Below are 16,966 nucleotides of genomic sequence, written 5' to 3' on the forward strand. Positions count from 1 at the left end.
AATCAGCCTTGTGGGGGCAGGACAACGAAGCATTCTATACAACAGTGCTTCTGTCCTGCTCCCTATTTTCCTTTGAGTTGCTTAACGGCTTTGTATCTTAATCTACTGATTTGAGGGCTTCGAGCATATCTACTTTTCGGAGATAATGGTCAACATAAATTCCTAACAGGACCAAAAGAAGGATCAGTCCTCCTACAGGGAAGAGGAAAACACCAAGTCCTACTTTGGGGTAAAAGAGAATGGCATCTGGTGCAATCATGGCAATAAGAAATTGATGAAGATAATAGCCACCCACTAACCCCATGAGGATCCCTATGATAGACAATAAGATGGTTTCGCGGTAAATATAGAGTGTCACTTCCTTATTATGGAATCCCAAGACCTTGATGGTCGATAATTCACGGATCCGTTCTGCCACATTGATATTGGTTAAATTATACAAGATCACGATAGCTAACAAAACCGATACAACTACTAGAATCATCATGGTGGTGTCCAAGGATTTGGCAACTGAGTTAAAGAGGGAAATCATCGAAGCATTTTGACTGACTGCCTTCACAGCTGCAAGAGCCATCATGTCCCGACTAACTGCTTGCACTTGTTGTGTGGATGAATTTCGCAGCTGTACCAAATAGCTGTTTTCTGAAGTCCGCTCTCCGTAGATTTTTTGGTAACTTGCCTGATCCATATAGATAAAATGGCCGATATAATTTTCAGTGATTCCTGCCACCTTAAAAGAGTGACCATCTAGGGTCAGTCGATCCCCAACTGTAACCTGGGCTAGTTGTGCTAGTTTGCTACTGATGATAACCCCTTTCTTTAGAGACAAAGATTCCCCTTGCTTGAAAGAACGCAGGCTGACAAAGGGAGAAAAATCTGCACAATCCGTAACCAACATCGTAACGGTCTGCTTGTCGTGTCCATTTTTTAAAGAAGCTTCAATGACCTTACTATAGATAGCTCGATAATCCTTGATGTCTGATTTTGCCAGACGATTGGTTAGTTCTTTGCTTTCTTGGTAGGAGGCATTCGTTTTTTTGGCTACAATCAACTCATAAGATAGGATCTCTTGAAATTGGCGTTTGGAAACACTTCCTACAGAAGATTGAATCCCTAGCCCTGCAAAGAGAAGAGCAACAGAACCCGCCACTCCAAAAATGGTCATCAGCATCCTTTGTTTGTAACGAAAGAGATTGCGAGCAGTAACCTTGTGCGTGAAATTCAGACGCTTCCAAATAAAATGGACACGCTCCAGAAAAATTTTCGAACCGGATACTGGTGGTTTGGGCAGTAATAAAAGATTGGCTTCTTCTTTTAATTCCTTACGAGCAACCCAGTAAGCTGGAAGCACACTCGCGACGAAAGACAGTCCAAGAGCAATCAGAGTAATATCCCTATAAAAATACTCTCTGCTCTCTCCTATAACCATCCCTTGCGTAATAATGTTGGAGATGATTCCCGATAGGAAATAATGCCCCAACAAGCTTCCTAGAAGGGTTCCAATCGTACCAGCAAAGAATCCATAGAGGACAAATTTGAGAATGATGTCCTTGGTTCGATAGCCCAACGCCTTAAAAACGCCTGCATTGGTCCGCTCTTCATCGACAAAGCGCGTCATCGTGGTGAAGGTCACCATGGCTGCTACCAGATAAAGAACGACCGGAAAAATATTTCCGATAGCAGAGATACTGCTACTAGCATTGCTATACATCAGGTAACCTTGTCCGCCTGGCATGGTCTTGCGATCATAAACATGATAAGTTGGAATTTCCAGCTGATCTCGCTCGGTTTTGGCTTTTTTTAGCTCCTCCTCTTTTTTTGCAAGTTCCTTTTCACCTGCAGTCCAGTCCTTCTTTTTCTGATCCAGTTGTTCTTTAGCTTGATGGATTTTTTCTTGACTGGCTACTCGCTCTTTAGCTGGCAGAAATGGAGCTAGTTTACTGAGCTGCGTCTCCTGCAAGTCTAATTGCTTTTGAGCCTGATCGATCTGATTCTTGGCTGACTGTAATGTTTCCTTGGCACGACTGAGTTCTTTCTGGCCTTTTTGGATCTGCCCATCCGCCTCCTTCTTGAGTCTTTGATAGCGAGCCTTTCCATTGTCTTTCAGAAGTTTTTCTAACTCTTCTTGGTGAGCTTCGAGCCGTTTTTGGTAGGCTTGCGAAAAAGAATCCAAAGATCTCAGATCATCAAACTGGATCCGCGCCATCACAGGGAGTTTAGTCGTAAAGACCTCTTTTGAAACCAGAGCATAGGCATCCAGATTCCCACTGCCACTCATGGCAGTGCCTAAATTCTTTTGAGACCACATCTCAGAGGATTGAACAAAGCCAACAATGGTGAATTGCTTTTGCTTTAAACTAGACCTAGTTCCCGCCTTTTCTTCAAGTGTGAGGGTATCCCCTAATCGATAACGATCCTCCCAAAAACTCGCTAGGGCCAATTCCCCTTCTTTTTGAGGCAGACGCCCCTTGGTCACACGAAAAGAAGAGAGACTCTTTGGGGGAGAAAAAAGTCGGATTGCCTTTCCTGTTCCTTTCAACGTCAGATCCAGCAGTGAACCAAATTCGACACGCGTCCCTTTGAGTCCTAAAAGCTCCTCTTGGTCTACCTGGTCTAATCCCAAGTCCCCCATGACAGCAAGATCTAGCATCTTTTGTTGCTGAATAAACTGGTTAGCCGTTCGATGCATATTTGGAGTAGTCACCTTTAAGCCTACCAAGGCCAAGCTTCCCAACAACATCAAGGTTAAGATGGAGAGAAAACGTCCTTTTGAATGTGTAAAAGAACCAAACAGATCCTTCCAATAGACTTTTCGTTTCATGCTAGCACCTCTTCTAATACTCTAGTGTAGCAATATCTTGAGGAAGCTCATTGATTTCTACCGACTTGACCTTGGCATCATGCATGCGAATCACACGGTCTGCAATCGGGGCTAAAGCAGCATTATGGGTTACGATGATGACCGTCGCTCCCTTTTTACGAGACATGGCCTGTAAAATCCCCAATACTTGCTTACCTGTCTGGTAGTCTAAGGCTCCTGTAGGCTCATCGCAAAGGAGAATTTTAGGGTTTTTCGCCACTGCCCGAGCAATCGCCACCCGTTGTTGCTCTCCACCTGACAATTGGGCAGGAAAATTATCAAGACGATTGCCAAGTCCTACTTCTCTTAAAACGGCTTCCAGATCCAAGGCATCAGAGACGATTTCTGAAGCCAATTCGACATTTTCCTTGGCTGTCAGATTGGCTACTAAATTATAAAATTGAAAGACAAAGCCAACGTCATCTCGTCGATAATCCGTTCGTTGATGGGAATTGAGCTTAGAAATATCCACCCCATCAATCAGGACCTGTCCTTCGTCATTCGTGTCCATCCCTCCTAAGATATTGAGAACTGTTGATTTTCCAGCTCCTGACGCCCCTAAAATAATGACCAATTCGCCTTTTTCAATCTCAAAAGAAACATCCTGATTAGCGAGAATCTCCGTTTCTCCACTAGTGTATCGCTTGTAACAGTGCTGCATTTCGATGTAGGCCATTTTTTCTCTCCTCCCTCCTATTTCCTATCTATATTATAGTCCTTTTCGTATAGATTACAAAGAAATCGAGGCAGTAGAAAACAAGGTAATCCCAAATCATGAACTATTATAAATTTAATGCTATAATTAGAGACAAATTTGATTTATTCTTAGAAAGAAGGCTCATCATGAGTTTACAACAGTTTGAAAGGAAATCACTTCAAGAAATCAACCAATCTATTGACGTACCAAAAGGCATCCCTTTTTGGAAGACCCTCCTGCTCTTTTCAGGACCAGGAAGTCTAGTAGCTGTCGGCTATATGGATCCGGGAAACTGGATTACTAGTGTCGTCGGAGGGGCCCAATACCGTTACCTCCTCTTATCAGTGGTTCTTCTCTCCTCTTTAATCGCCATGCAGTTGCAACAAATGGCTGGTAAACTAGGGATTGTCCATCGTAAGGATCTGGCCCAAACAACTGCCCATCATTTACCCAAATGGCTTCGCTATACTCTTTGGATTGTGATCGAGCTTGCCTTGATGGCGACAGATTTAGCAGAAGTCATCGGATCAGGGATTGCCCTCCACCTTCTTTTTGGCTGGCCCTTGCTTTTTTCTATCCTGATCACTATCTTTGATGTCTTTCTATTACTGGGGCTCATGCACCTAGGATTTCGAAAGATCGAGGCCATCGTATCAACTTTGATCCTCACGATCCTTGCAATTTTTGGCTATCTGGTTTTCCTATCGAAACCAGATATCGGAGGAATCTTCGCTGGCTTCCTCCCTCAAAAAGAGGTGCTGGGAATTGGACTTCCAAAAGGAAATGAAGCCTTAACCTTGGCGCTTGGGATCATCGGTGCAACCGTAATGCCTCACAACCTCTATCTCCACTCTTCCATTTCGCAAACACGAAAAGTCGATTACAAGGATCCAGCAGATATCAAACGGGCAGTGCGCTTTATGACCTGGGATTCAAATATTGAATTGAGTTTGGCTTTCGTCGTCAACTCCCTCCTCTTGATTCTTGGAGCAGCCCTCTTCTTTGGTCACGGAGATAAGATCGGTGCTTTCTCTAGCATGTACAACGCCCTCAAGGATAATCACATTGCCGGTGCTATCGCCAGTCCCTTCTTGTCCACCCTCTTTGCTATCGCTTTGTTAGCCAGTGGTCAAAATTCAACCATTACTGGGACCCTAACCGGTCAAATCGTTATGGAAGGTTTCTTGAGATTCCGCCTGCCACAATGGGTCGTTCGTCTCATGACTCGGATCATTGCCCTTCTTCCTGTCATCGTCGTTGCGATCTTATTTGGAGATCAGGAACATGTCCTTGACGACCTTCTGGTTTATTCTCAAGTCTTCCTATCAGCGGCTCTTCCATTCTCCATCTTCCCTCTGGTTTATTTCACCTCCAACAAGGAAATCATGGGAGAACATGTCAATGCGAAATGGAATACTTTCTTAGGCTATCTCGTTGCGATTGTCTTAACCATCTTAAATTTCAATTTGATCGTGACAACTTTTATCAAATAAAGTAACCAGCACTTCAACGGTGCTGGTTTTTGGTTTATTACACTCCCTTTTCCATCTTGCTCCTCCATTTCCTAAAAATTTCCTGACCATTTTTTTAGGAGGGAATTATTTTAAATCACTAATTGTTGTGAGGTTTTCACAAAATCTTGTCAGTGCCCGTCATTCATAAACTTGTAAAATTTTTGTACACTTTCCGTCATCTGTACAAAAATGAGAATTGTTGTCTAATTTATTCTTTTGGAGTATAATGCTAATTGTTAGTGCCGTAAAATTATTTAACAGATAAATTATTTTAACGTCAAATAAAAATAAACAGATTGATACAACTACAGAAAGGAACATATGGTACGCCAAAGACAAACAACAACCAAGTCAGACTTACGAAATGCGCTCTCAAAACTCCTCTTGCAACAACCTTTTGAAAGCATCACTATTCGACAATTAACCGAAACCGCTGGAATTAACCGCGGGACCTTCTACTTGCACTATGTCGATAAATACGACATGTTTGAGCAAATGAAATTGGACATGATGCAAGAATTAGATAGCCTCTTCGTTGAAGGAAGCCCTGTCAAGGTGAACTTTCTCAATGTCTTGACTGCTATTAAAGAGAATTATGATTTTATTTATGCATTGTCACAATCCTGTTGCTCGGACTTCCGTAAATTGGTAAGAAGTTTTACCCTACATGCACTGGACGATACTCCCCACGCTAAAGAACACATCATTTCGGACTTTCAAGTTCCATACAAGTATGGTCTAGAAATTTTCATCGCTACAATCGAATCTGTAATTGTTACCTGGTTAGAATCGGGTGCAAAAGAGGACCCCATTGAAATTGGAACGATCATTCTCAGTGTCTGCGACTTTGCTAGCTGGAACTAAATCCCCCAACCTTTTCCTACCCTTCTGGAGAATGTTTTTCTTTTGGCAAATGAAAAAAGATCTGATCACCTTGTTCAACTTGTTTGTAAGAAAGCAAAAAGGCAGGATCCTAACATCCTGCTTTTAGAATGTAGACAAACTACTTTAAAGTAAAATAAGTTAAGCGATTTTGCAAAAAAAAAAATAAAAATGAATTCCAATTTTTAAATCGATTCAAGAAAATACCGAAACTTTCCGCTGTGAGAAAAGTGCCTGAAACAATAACGTTTCAGGCACTCGGGAGTTTTGAGACCCTAGGCTCAAAACTAAGTCTTGGAACTTCGAAGAAGTTCGCTGACGTCCGTACTCACCTAAGGAAAGTTTTTTATATGACTTTGTCTTCAATCTGAAGGCAGGATCCTAACATCCTGCTTTTTCTTTATTTTTTCTTTGCCAACATGGTTGCAAATCGAAGTTGAATTCGATTTCCATTCTCATCTCGACGATGGAGGTGGCCAGGATTTTCATTGTATTTGACCAATTCCCAATCCTTGTAATACTCCGCCAATTCTCCTTCTTTAAAGGTAAACGAGAAGGGCATCTGACAAGGATAATCTTCTGTATCCATGGCACAGACAATGAGATGGTAGCCACCTGGGTTGGTATGCTCTTGCATATTGCGAATGATCGCTGGGATCCGCTCTGCCTCTAAAAACATGAGGACCACAGTTGACACGATGAAATCATAGTTTTGTGTGAGTGCAGCAGCATTGATATCATAAAGTCCTACTGGCATGTCCATATCTTCCTCAGCGACAATACTTTGTAAGATCTCAAGAGCCAATTCATTTTGATCTACTGCTGTCACATCAAAGCCATGTTGGGCCAAAAAGAGAGCATTGCGTCCTTGCCCACATCCTAGATCCAGCGCCTTTCCAGCGGGGACAATTCCCACTGCTTCTAGCACTTCTGAATGGACAGGATTGGTGTTGTATTTTTTGGGGAAATAGTCTTTTGGCTCACAGTAAAATTCTAGGTACCACTCCACATCGTCAGTCGCCGCTTCGACACGATGCCAGGCCTGGGGCTCGGCCATGGGGTTCTCTGCTCCTGCTTCAAAGAGGTGGCTTGCGATTTCTTCCCCCTCTTCGGTCAATTCAATAAATCGTAACTGACCCTTTAAAACTGTAATCTTTCCCCAGGTTCCTACCTTGGTATTGTGCTTTCTTTGAAGAGCTTCTGGCATGGTATCCTTGGTCCAGATAGGCATGCGCTTGTAAGCAATCAATTTTTGTGTCATGCTGCTTCTCCTTTTTCTTTCACTACCCTTATCATACATAAAAAAGCCCCTTTTTACAAGTTGGAAAAAGGAGAACCCGTTACCACAAAAAGACAGATCTGAAACAAGTTTCAAAACTGCCTTTTTCTTTAACGTGTATTGTATTGTTTCATGACCCGTGCGATGTCCCGGTTTTGTTCCCGACGCTTGATGGATTCACGCTTGTCATAATCATGTTTCCCTTTAGCGAGCCCCAAAAGCAATTTGGCATAGCCATCCTTGAGATATACCTTCAAAGGCACCAAGGTCATTCCGGTCCCTTTGGTGTCTTGGTCCAGTTTTTGGATTTGCTTTTTATGAAGCAGGAGCTTGCGACGACGGTCTGGATCTTGGTTCCAAATATTGCCTTCCTCGTAAGGGGCAATGTGGACATTGCTAAGCCAAACTTCGCCATTTTTTACTTGTGCAAAGCCATCTTTCAAGTTAATGCGTGCTGCACGGACACTTTTGATCTCTGTCCCCGTCAGCACCATCCCTGCTTCTATTGTATCCACGATGGTGTAGTCATGTCTCGCCTTTTTATTTTGCGCGACTACCTTTCCTTCGCCCTTTGCCATGTTTGGCTCCTTTCTTTGCTACTTCCTTGTAAAATGGTTTCTTCCCTTTTTTCTTTTTAGATTTTGATGAAGAATCTTTCCGTTTGTCATCTTTTCTACTAGATGAGCCCTTCGAAATCTTTTTCTCCTTGCGTCTGCGATCCCTACGATTGCCATCTCTGTCACGCCCTTTGGCCTTGAGCCCTTTTTCGACGACATCCCATTCACTTGGAATATAAGAGAAATCAATCTCTCCTGTCATCTTGTCAGCTCGTTCTACCTTGATCCGGATTTGCTGACCGACACGGAAGGTCACTCCGGATTTTTCTCCCCTAAGGCTGAGATCTCGTTCATTAAAATGGTAGAATTCAGGGAGATTGGTAATATGGATCAAGCCTTCGACCGTATTTGGCAACTCTACAAAGAGGCCAAATTTCACCACACTGGAAACCACGGCATCGTACTCTTCCCCAACATAGTCTTCCATGTATTCAGCCTTCTTCATGGCTTCTACTTCGCGCTCCGCATCAATAGCTCGGCGTTCCCGACTAGAGGATTGGCTGGCAATGTCTGGAAGGACTTGTTCAAAGTGCTCTGCTACTTCTTGGGATTTTCCATATTCGCGCACCATTCGATGAACCATCAGGTCCGGATACCGACGAATGGGACTGGTAAAGTGGGTATAATACTCAGCAGCAAGCCCATAGTGGCCATGGTTGTGCTCTGAGTAACGGGCCTGTTGCATCGAGCGCAACAACATCATCGAAAGGACATCTGCATAAGGTTCTCCTTCAACCTTGCGCATAATTTCTTGCAGGGCTTCTTGGCTCATCTCACTAGCCGTTCCGTAGATTTGGATCCCAAAGCTAGAAGCATAATCGATAAACTTCTGTACTTTTTCTGCTTTTGGATCTTCGTGGATCCGGTAGATGAACGGCAGTTTCAGTCGTGTAAAGTGCTCCGCCACTGTCTCATTAGCAATCAGCATAAAGGACTCAATCATCCGCTCGGCAATTCCTCTTTGACGAAGGACGATATCGACCGGTTTTCCTTCTTTATTGACCATAATTTTAGCCTCATTGGTATCAAAATTAAGGGCTCCGCGGCGAATCCGCATACTCTCTAAAATGCCGTGCAAGGTGGCCATTTGATGAATACTTGGGACAATTTTCTTAAAGATTTGAGCCTTTTCTTCGTCTCCTGCTAAGATATCATTGACGTCGCTATAGGTCATTCGGAAGGTTGTCTTGATCACTGTTTGGGTAATGGTATGCTTGACAACCTTGCCATGAGGATCAATCTCCATGATGGCAGACTGGGTCAGGCGATCCACATTCGGATTTAAAGAACAAATCCCATTGGAGAGACGCTCTGGCAACATGGGCACTACTCGGTCAGTCACATAGACAGAGGTTGCCCGATTCAGAGCTTCCTTGTCAAGTGCTGAACCTTCTGTAACATAATAAGAAACATCTGCGATATGAACACCCAGCTCAAAGTTGCCGTTCTTGAGTAGCTTGATATGGACCGCATCGTCCAAGTCTTTGGCATCTGCCCCATCAATGGTAAAGGTGATCTCATCTCGCAGATCCAAGCGTCCCTCTAAATCCATAGCAGACGGTGCATCTGGAACCTGCGCAGCCTCTTTCAGCACTTCTTCTGGAAATTCTGAGACGATGTCCATGGATTCTAACACTTCCAAGACATCGATTCCTGGATCTGTCACATGACCGACCACATCCCGTACCGTCGCTACAAAATAATTGTGCTTGCGGCTCGGGTATTGATCAATTTCGACCTTGAGGATTTCGGTCCCTTCCAATTGGATGGCTGGCTTCTTCACATAGATCAGCTGGCTGATTTTTTGATTTTTCGAACGAATGTAGCCGGCATATTTAGGTTTTTCCTCATCCAGGACAATTTGTCCAACTACCGTTTTGATGCTATGTTCCAAGACATCAATAATCTTAGCTTCTGCTGCCGTTCCCTTGTTTCGGTCTGCTACCTTGGTAATGACGATCTCAACGGTGTCGCCATCGATAGCGTGGTTGACATCATTTCGGCCAACAAAGAGGTCCTCTTCTTCGCCCTCTAAACTGACAAAGCCAAAGCCATTTTTATGGGCATGAAAAATCCCCTTGAGAGTAATGGCTGGGGCCTTCTTTTGAGCCAAACGAAGAAAGCCATCATCTTCGAATTTCAACTCATGACGGCGTTCCATCAGAGAGATGGTTTTGACCAAGTCACGGAAATCCTTAGACCCTTCTTTTCCTAGAGCCGCTGCCAGATCATTGATCTGGACTTTGTCATGCTCTTGTAAATATTCTTTAATACTTGTTTTCATGAATGTATTTGCTGGTTATCCAGCCTCCTTTTTTCTATCTGGTTGGGATATCGTTTTGCAAAATAAAAATAGGCAAAGACATTGTCTGAGCCTATCTTATCTACTAGAAAGTACCATTAAAATCATCGCAATCAATAACCAAAAGAAGATCATAACAGCTGTTAAGCGTTGCATCACGGCTTCAAACCCGCGCGCTTTTGATCGTTCAAATAAGTCATTTGAGCTTGCGTCAAAGACGTTGCTCGATTGGTTTTTCGTTGGTTGCATAAAGATTGCAATAATAATCAATACTGATAATACTAGTAAAATAGTTGTTAATGCTCCGCTCATAATTAAAACTCCTTAAAATCTAAACTATTATATCATGAAAATCATTTTGATTCAATATGTAAGATTACTTTTCTTTCCTTGGGACAATACTTCAAGACCTGGATCTTTTCAGGATGGGTTTTGGTATTCTTACTGGTCAAATAATTCTGACTCCCACAGCTGGTGCAAGTCAATTGAACTTTAATTCGCACGTACGTCTCTCACTTTCAAATACTTTCTAAATAAGAACAAGAGGAACATCAAATCGGTAAAAGCCAAAAGGGCTGTACCGTAAAATACCCAATGATAGCCAAAATGCATGAAAATACTCGATCCCATCATTGGCCCTAACACGCCACCTAAGTAATAAAAGAGCTGGTTGTAGCTAAAGATCCGAGAAATCCCTTCAGGAGGGGTTAAACGATTCAATAATGCAGAAACTCCAGGTAGTAGGGCTCCTGTCCCGATCCCAAAGAGGAAGCGTAAAATCCCTAATTGCAGGGGTGTTTGCGCTTGGGCACAAAGGATATAGAGACAGCCACTATAAAGAAGGGCGATTAATAAGAGCCGGTGATTCCCGATTCGGTCTCCGAGTTTTCCCATCCAACCTGAAAAAAGCATACTGGAGACTCCCATAGCTGAAACAATCATCCCCGATACAAAGATCAGGTTATCTCTTTGTCCCAAAGCCCGCACATAAAGAGGCAGGATCGGAGAAATAGATTGAGCGATCATTTGAATGGTCATGCTGGTCAAAAAGAGGCCTAAGAGGATATCTTTTTGCTGAATAGATTTGAGCAACTCCCAACTGGATTTTTGTTCTTCTTTTGGAAGGGGCTCATAGTCTTCCTCAATGCCCCAGAAGGTTAAGAGGGAAACCAAAAATAAGAAGAAGCCGACCAAGAGAAAAACATTGCGCATGCCTAGATTTTCAGCAATGAGTCCCCCAATCAAAGGCCCCATCAAGGTTCCAGCCACGACACCAGTCGATAAAGTCCCTAGAGCATAGCCAGATTGGTCCTTGGGAACTTGACTGGCAATCAGGGCTGTACTATTGGGGACAAAGCCTGAAAAGACCCCATTGAGCAAGCGTAGGACCAAGAGCCAAAAGACGGAAGGGACAAAGGCAATGCCTCCCATGGTCAGCGTCATGGCAATGGAAGCTCTAAGCATCATGGGTTTTCGACCATAGCGGTCGGCCAAGCTCCCCCAGATGGGGGACATGATCGCAGAGGTTACAGAAGAACTTGCGACGGCAATGCCAGCATAAAAGGGAACAGCCTTGCCCGTAACACCCAACTCTTCCACAAAGAGGGCCATAAAAGGGACGACTAAAGAAAGGCTGGCTCCGATGAAAAAGCACCCGATCCAGGCAATATATAGATTTTTACGCCAATTGATTTCTCTTGTGATAAAATCATCTTCTTTCTAATTGTTGTAGGGCTGCATCTAATTGGGCATAGAGGGCAGCAAGATCGTCATTATTGTCTAGAACCAGATCTGCATGGGCTCTTTTTTCATCTAGTGGCATTTGAGATGCGATGCGTTCCTGGGCCTGCTGTTCCGATAAGTGGTTGCGTTCCATCAGGCGCTTGAGCTGGATTTCTTTTGATGCAGCTACCAACCAGACAGATTCAAACCACCCTTCATAGCCTTGCTCGATTAAGAGAGGAATATCCATAAAAAAGAGATCGGATTGTGCAGCTTGTCTATCTCTTACCTTAGCTAGAGCCTCACGAATGAGCCTGCCTTGGATGCGATTGGACCAGTCTCGTTCACTAGGGTCTGAAAAGATCCGCTGACCCAAAGCGACGCGATCCAGCTCTCCTTCTTTGGTAAGGATCTCTCTCCCAAAATGATCCACTAAGACACGGTAGAGTTCTCCACCTGGCGCCTGCAAGTCATGGACCACTTGATCAGCATCAATGACAGGATACCCTTTTTCTCTCAAATAGGAGGTGACAGTGGACTTTCCTGAAGCAATCCCTCCTGTTAATCCGATGATTCTTGCCATCTAGTTCTCCTTTTGACAGTGGGGGCAAAAATGGGTTCCGCGTCCCCCCAGCTGGATTTTCTCGATCGGTGTCCCGCAGCGCAAACAAGGCTGGCCGGTTTTCCCATAGACCTGGTGTTCTTCCTGCATGGTGCCATCCTCACCAAAAGCATTGCTGTAGGAGCGAATGGTGGAGCCACCCTTTTTAACAGCTTGAGCAAGCACAGCAATCGTTTCTTTGCGGATTGCTTTAGCTTCTCTAGCAGTCAAGCTTTGACCCAAACGAGCTGGATGAACCTTGGCTCGATAAAGGACCTCATCCACATAGATATTGCCCAGACCAGCCACTAATTTTTGGTCTAAAAGAGCTGATTTAATGGGTTTCTTTGATTTTTTAAGAGCTGCTTGGAAGGCCGGTTCTTTAAAATCCACTTCTGTCGGCTCTGGACCAATCTTTTTCGCCAAAAAATAGCTGTCGACAAGCACAGGTACTAAGACTTCCATGGTCCCAAACTTGCGGACATCCTCATAGACCAGGGTGCTACCATCTGTAAAATGAAAGAAGACATGGGCGTGCTTGCGAAGAGGGACTTCGTCTGGATAAAAGAAATACTTACCTTCCATCCGCAAATGCGAGATGAGAACCAGATCCGTCAGATAAAACAAGAGATATTTCCCACGGCGCCCCATGGTCCGAATTTCTTGACCTGGGAGATCTTGTCGAAAAGCATCCAGATCTGTCTGAATCATCTTTGGATACTTTACTTCCACTGACTGGATGGTTTTCCCAAGAATTAATTTCTCAAGACCTCGTCGAACGGTCTCTACTTCTGGTAATTCAGGCATAGAACTCCTTTCAAAAACAAGAAGCAGGCCTTCTGCCCACCTCTTCTTAATATTCTTTTTCGTTGTATCCGAAATCGGCAAGATCCAATTTCTTATCCCGCCAATTTTTCTTGACCTTGACCCATGTTTCTAGGAAGACCTTGTCCCCTAGCATGAGCTCAATATCCTTACGCGCAAGGGTTCCGATCTTCTTGAGCATGGCGCCGCCTTTTCCGATGACAATACCTTTTTGGCTATCGCGCTCGACCATGATGGTTGCTCGGATATGGACCTTATCTGTCTCTTCATCCCGCTTCATAGAATCCACAACTACTGCAACAGAGTGGGGAATTTCTTCCCGCGTTAAGTGCAAGACCTTCTCGCGGATCATTTCAGAAACCAAGAAACGCTCTGGGTGGTCAGTGATTTGGTCAGCAGGGAAATATTGGAAACCTTCTTCTAAGTTTTCGCTCAAAATATCAATCAAACGCGAAACATTGTTTCCTTGGAGGGCTGAAATCGGCACGATTTCCTTGAAATCCATCTGACTACGGAAATCATCGATTTGCGCCAAGAGTTGGTCTGGGTGCACCTTGTCGATCTTATTGACCACAAGAATAACCGGCACCTTAGCAGCCTTGAGGCGTTCGATAATCATGTCATCGCCCTTACCACGCGGTTCATCTGCTGGCACCATAAAGAGAACCGTATCCACTTCTCGAAGGGTGCTATAGGCCGACTCCACCATGAAGTCTCCAAGCGCTGTCTTGGGTTTGTGAATCCCTGGGGTATCGATAAAGACGATCTGTTCCTTATCTGTCGTATAAATCCCCATAATCTTATTGCGCGTTGTCTGCGCTTTGTCACTCATGATGGCAATTTTTTGCCCCATAACGTGGTTCAAAAAAGTTGACTTCCCAACATTGGGACGTCCTAAAATGGCTACAAAACCTGATTTAAATGTCATATTATCCTTTCACGAGGGCATACTCCCTCTTATCCAAATACCAAGGCCCAGAATTTGGGCACAAAAATCACCAGTCCTGTTAGTAGGGCAAAGCCTGATACGACGAGGACTGCTCCAGCTGCCATGTCTTTGGCATTCTTTGCCAACATGGAGAAATGGTAGTTACTAGCTAAATCCACCACATTTTCAATGGCTGAATTCATAATTTCAAAAGCAATCACCAAGGTGATGCTGAGCAATAAAAAGAGCCATTCTGTCGCAGAAATCCTAAATACCAAACCAGCAAGAATTGCTACAAGGGCTGATAAGGCGTGCTTGCGCATATTGCGTTCTTCTTTGATCGCCGTGAAAATTCCTGTTATCGCAAACTCCAGGCTTGAAGTGAAGTCCCGATTTTTCCATTTTCGCTTATTGTCTTGTGAGTCCATAGGCTGTCAAAATCTCTTCCTGTAAGCCAAACATTTCCTTTTCTTCCTCCGGCGTATAGTGATCATAGCCATTGATGTGAAGAAAACCATGCACTGCTAAAAATCCCATTTCGCGCTCAAAGCTGTGGCCATATTCTTCGGCTTGCTCGCGCGCCTTGTCAATTGAAATAAAGAGCTCACCAATATAGGTATCGAATTCAGCCATCATCTCTGCCAATTCTGGATTTTCTGCAAGGTCTTCCTCATCAAAAGAAATCTCCATCTCTGGCTTGTATTCTAAACTGATGACATCCGTCGGACGATTCGTATCACGGTATTCAAGATTTAGTTCATGACTGCGTTCATTGGTTACAAAAGTCACAGCCATTTCCTTGTCTTCTTCCCCAATTTTTTGAGCAGCAAATTCTAAAATTTCTTGCGTTTGTTTTAAAATTTCGTCAGAGACTTGACCAGTCTCATCTACCATTTCAATATACATCTGGATCACCTCACTATTATCACTTCATTATAGCATAAAACCAGCCTATATACTAGATACAGGCTGGTTTTCAATCTTTTTCTTTACACGACAATCTTACACCACTGTTTGTTGGATGGCATTCATCTGGGCATAGATCCCGCCTTGTGCAACCAGTTCCTCGTGTCTACCACGCTCCACAATGCGTCCTTCAGATAAGACTAAGATCTGATCCGCATCTTGGATAGTGGACAAGCGATGGGCAATGATAAAGGTGGTCCGGCCCTTTTGCAGGACTGCCATAGCCTTCTGGATGATTTCTTCTGTTTCCGTATCGATGTGAGAGGTTGCCTCATCCAAAATCAGAATTTGCGGATTCATATAGAGCGTCCGCGCAAAGGAAATCAATTGGCGCTCACCACTTGAAAAGGCAGATCCTTTTTCTACGACTGGATGGTCTATCCCCTTTTCAAGGCGCTCTACAAAGGGCCAAGCTCCGACTTTTTTCAAGGCATCTTTGACCGCATTCCGATCAATGTGATCCTGACTCATGGCCACATTACTAGCAATAGTCCCTGTAAATAGATAAGGATCCTGCAGAACAATCCCCATGTGTCTTCGCAGGCTCTCACGAGAAACTTGGCGAATATCTTGACCATCGATCAAAATCGCTCCTTCTTGAGGATCATAAAAACGATAGAGCAGGTTCATAATCGAAGACTTACCCGATCCAGTATGGCCCACAAGAGCGATGGTTTGACCTGGACTAGCCTGAAAGGCAATATCCCGCAGAACTGGCTTGCCTTCTTCATAGGCAAATTGAACGTCGTCAAACACGACTTGAGCTTTTTCTATCTTCAGTTCCGATGCACCATCGGCCTCTAACGGTTGGTCTAAGAAAGCAAGGACGCGGCTCCCCGTTTCTAAGGATCGCCGAATATTTGGGAATTGACGACTAAGATTGGCCATGAGATCAAATAGATTAATCACATAGTTAATATTGATAAATAAGAAACCAGCAGTCACACCGATATTGCCTTGTAGGAAAGAAATCCCAGCGATGGTCAAAATGCCCGCAATCACTAAAAACTTGAGCAATTCCGTCAAGGTCCAAGAAGCGATAGAATCAGCCAGGAGGATTCGATCATTAGCTCCTAACATCTTCTGGGTAGTGGCTTCAAACTCATCCACCACACCAGGCTCTTGATGATAGAGTTGAATCATACTGGCACCGTGCAAGAGTTCATTGACCTGGGTATTGACCTCGCTTCGCGCATCAAAGAAATCCTTCATAGGCTGGTCCGTCATGACCTTGTAGAGATACTGGATCCCATAGAAAATCGGAAAGACCAAACACAAGAGAAGGCCCATCATAGGACTCAGGTAAAAGAGAATCCCTAGGATAAAGAGGAAACGCACCAAGTAGATGACTAAAATCATACAAGAGTTATAAAACTGGGTCCGCAAGGTCTCCGTATCATTGACAATTCTTGTCGCGATCTTCCCAGCCGGCTTATCATCAAAATAAGAAATAGGCAGCCCTTGCATGACTTGAAAGGCTTTGTCTCTCAGACTAGCGGTTACTTGATTACTTCCATGTAGCAAGATCCGATTGCCCATGTAGCTAATCAGCTGCCCCAGGCTCAAGACCAAGAGATAAAAGCCTCCCATCTGAAGCAAGTCCCCTCGCCCGCCACCGTGGGTCAGTGCAGTCAAAGGCCCATCGATCATCTTTTGGAGAAGAAAGGGTGACAATTCAGAAAAAATGGTAGCTAGCAAGAGGCAAATAAAGCCAGCAAGAAAGACAGTTGGATAAAGCGTGATCCTCGATAATAATCGTTTCAAAACTTTCAT

Annotated in this window: 16 protein-coding genes; 2 read left to right on the forward strand and 14 right to left on the reverse strand. The window is 44.0% G+C overall.

Annotated features, from left to right (window positions below):
- Nucleotides 1–97: 97 nt before the first annotated feature.
- Both O3642_RS03480 and O3642_RS03485 read right to left on the reverse strand, forming a co-directional pair.
- Entirely contained in the window at nt 98–2,821 is a 2,724-nt protein-coding gene (locus O3642_RS03480; RefSeq protein ID WP_371605406.1) for an FtsX-like permease family protein, read from the reverse strand.
- A gap of 13 nt (nt 2,822–2,834) precedes the next feature.
- Complete coding sequence (locus O3642_RS03485; protein ID WP_371605407.1) at nt 2,835–3,536, reverse strand: ABC transporter ATP-binding protein; 702 nt, start codon at nt 3,534–3,536, stop codon at nt 2,835–2,837.
- A gap of 167 nt (nt 3,537–3,703) precedes the next feature.
- On the opposite strand from O3642_RS03485, the gene O3642_RS03490 reads away from it, so the two are divergent.
- Together O3642_RS03490 and O3642_RS03495 are read left to right on the forward strand one after the other, a co-directional pair.
- Nucleotides 3,704–5,050 (forward strand): Nramp family divalent metal transporter, encoded by a 1,347-nt coding sequence (locus tag O3642_RS03490; RefSeq protein WP_003005441.1) that lies wholly within the window; start codon nt 3,704–3,706, stop codon nt 5,048–5,050.
- A gap of 342 nt (nt 5,051–5,392) precedes the next feature.
- The gene (locus O3642_RS03495; RefSeq protein ID WP_371605408.1) at nt 5,393–5,935 is read left to right on the forward strand and encodes a TetR/AcrR family transcriptional regulator; all 543 of its coding nucleotides are present in this window, start codon (nt 5,393–5,395) and stop codon (nt 5,933–5,935) included.
- A gap of 418 nt (nt 5,936–6,353) precedes the next feature.
- Here the strand turns inward: O3642_RS03495 and tehB are convergent, their stop codons facing one another.
- The 12 genes from tehB to tetB(46) all read right to left on the reverse strand — a co-directional run bounded on the left by tehB (nt 6,354) and on the right by tetB(46) (nt 16,966).
- Nucleotides 6,354–7,214, reverse strand: coding sequence for an SAM-dependent methyltransferase TehB (tehB, locus tag O3642_RS03500; protein ID WP_371605409.1), 861 nt, complete (start codon nt 7,212–7,214; stop codon nt 6,354–6,356).
- A gap of 128 nt (nt 7,215–7,342) precedes the next feature.
- The gene (gene smpB, locus O3642_RS03505; RefSeq protein WP_003005443.1) at nt 7,343–7,810 is read right to left on the reverse strand and encodes an SsrA-binding protein SmpB; all 468 of its coding nucleotides are present in this window, start codon (nt 7,808–7,810) and stop codon (nt 7,343–7,345) included.
- Nucleotides 7,773–10,133: a ribonuclease R gene (gene rnr, locus O3642_RS03510; RefSeq protein ID WP_371605410.1), complete on the reverse strand. Its 2,361-nt coding sequence runs from the start codon at nt 10,131–10,133 to the stop codon at nt 7,773–7,775. Before rnr ends, smpB begins: the two co-directional genes overlap by 38 nt.
- 96 nt (nt 10,134–10,229) lie before the next feature.
- The gene (gene secG / locus O3642_RS03515) at nt 10,230–10,463 is read right to left on the reverse strand and encodes a preprotein translocase subunit SecG (RefSeq protein WP_003005710.1); all 234 of its coding nucleotides are present in this window, start codon (nt 10,461–10,463) and stop codon (nt 10,230–10,232) included.
- 41 nt (nt 10,464–10,504) lie between these two features.
- Nucleotides 10,505–10,654, reverse strand: coding sequence for a 50S ribosomal protein L33 (gene rpmG, locus O3642_RS03520; RefSeq protein WP_003013480.1), 150 nt, complete (start codon nt 10,652–10,654; stop codon nt 10,505–10,507).
- Nucleotides 10,644–11,843 carry a multidrug efflux MFS transporter gene (locus O3642_RS03525; protein WP_303660010.1) on the reverse strand — a complete coding sequence of 400 codons (1,200 nt, stop codon included), beginning with the start codon at nt 11,841–11,843 and terminating at the stop codon, nt 10,644–10,646. Before O3642_RS03525 ends, rpmG begins: the two co-directional genes overlap by 11 nt.
- 16 nt (nt 11,844–11,859) lie before the next feature.
- Nucleotides 11,860–12,456, reverse strand: a complete 597-nt coding sequence (gene coaE, locus O3642_RS03530; RefSeq protein ID WP_155126769.1) for a dephospho-CoA kinase — start codon at nt 12,454–12,456, stop codon at nt 11,860–11,862.
- A complete protein-coding gene (gene mutM / locus O3642_RS03535; RefSeq protein ID WP_270299363.1) occupies nt 12,457–13,281 on the reverse strand; it encodes a DNA-formamidopyrimidine glycosylase in 825 nt (274 codons plus the stop codon).
- A gap of 46 nt (nt 13,282–13,327) precedes the next feature.
- On the reverse strand, nt 13,328–14,227 hold the full coding sequence (era, locus tag O3642_RS03540; protein ID WP_003004993.1) for a GTPase Era: 900 nt from the start codon (nt 14,225–14,227) through the stop codon (nt 13,328–13,330).
- Between the two features lie 29 nt (nt 14,228–14,256).
- Nucleotides 14,257–14,655: a diacylglycerol kinase family protein gene (locus tag O3642_RS03545; protein WP_003008202.1), complete on the reverse strand. Its 399-nt coding sequence runs from the start codon at nt 14,653–14,655 to the stop codon at nt 14,257–14,259.
- Nucleotides 14,636–15,133: an rRNA maturation RNase YbeY gene (ybeY, locus tag O3642_RS03550; protein WP_371605411.1), complete on the reverse strand. Its 498-nt coding sequence runs from the start codon at nt 15,131–15,133 to the stop codon at nt 14,636–14,638. The genes O3642_RS03545 and ybeY overlap by 20 nt, the downstream gene beginning before the upstream one ends.
- A gap of 96 nt (nt 15,134–15,229) precedes the next feature.
- Nucleotides 15,230–16,966: a tetracycline efflux ABC transporter Tet(46) subunit B gene (tetB(46), locus tag O3642_RS03555; RefSeq protein ID WP_371605412.1), complete on the reverse strand. Its 1,737-nt coding sequence runs from the start codon at nt 16,964–16,966 to the stop codon at nt 15,230–15,232.

The organism is Streptococcus sp. 27098_8_66, from assembly GCF_041431945.1.
GTDB classification, from domain to species: Bacteria; Bacillota; Bacilli; order Lactobacillales; family Streptococcaceae; genus Streptococcus; species Streptococcus dentalis.

What these genes read in the sequence shown, in the direction of transcription:
- O3642_RS03480 (WP_371605406.1), bottom strand. Translation starts at nt 2,821, where the DNA reads ATGAAACGAAAAGTCTATTGGAAGGATCTGTTTGGTTCTTTTACACAT.
- O3642_RS03485 (WP_371605407.1), bottom strand. Translation starts at nt 3,536, where the DNA reads ATGGCCTACATCGAAATGCAGCACTGTTACAAGCGATACACTAGTGGA.
- O3642_RS03490 (WP_003005441.1), top strand. Translation starts at nt 3,704, where the DNA reads ATGAGTTTACAACAGTTTGAAAGGAAATCACTTCAAGAAATCAACCAA.
- O3642_RS03495 (WP_371605408.1), top strand. Translation starts at nt 5,393, where the DNA reads ATGGTACGCCAAAGACAAACAACAACCAAGTCAGACTTACGAAATGCG.
- tehB (WP_371605409.1), bottom strand. Translation starts at nt 7,214, where the DNA reads ATGACACAAAAATTGATTGCTTACAAGCGCATGCCTATCTGGACCAAG.
- smpB (WP_003005443.1), bottom strand. Translation starts at nt 7,810, where the DNA reads ATGGCAAAGGGCGAAGGAAAGGTAGTCGCGCAAAATAAAAAGGCGAGA.
- rnr (WP_371605410.1), bottom strand. Translation starts at nt 10,133, where the DNA reads ATGAAAACAAGTATTAAAGAATATTTACAAGAGCATGACAAAGTCCAG.
- secG (WP_003005710.1), bottom strand. Translation starts at nt 10,463, where the DNA reads ATGAGCGGAGCATTAACAACTATTTTACTAGTATTATCAGTATTGATT.
- coaE (WP_155126769.1), bottom strand. Translation starts at nt 12,456, where the DNA reads ATGGCAAGAATCATCGGATTAACAGGAGGGATTGCTTCAGGAAAGTCC.
- mutM (WP_270299363.1), bottom strand. Translation starts at nt 13,281, where the DNA reads ATGCCTGAATTACCAGAAGTAGAGACCGTTCGACGAGGTCTTGAGAAA.
- era (WP_003004993.1), bottom strand. Translation starts at nt 14,227, where the DNA reads ATGACATTTAAATCAGGTTTTGTAGCCATTTTAGGACGTCCCAATGTT.
- O3642_RS03545 (WP_003008202.1), bottom strand. Translation starts at nt 14,655, where the DNA reads ATGGACTCACAAGACAATAAGCGAAAATGGAAAAATCGGGACTTCACT.
- ybeY (WP_371605411.1), bottom strand. Translation starts at nt 15,133, where the DNA reads ATGTATATTGAAATGGTAGATGAGACTGGTCAAGTCTCTGACGAAATT.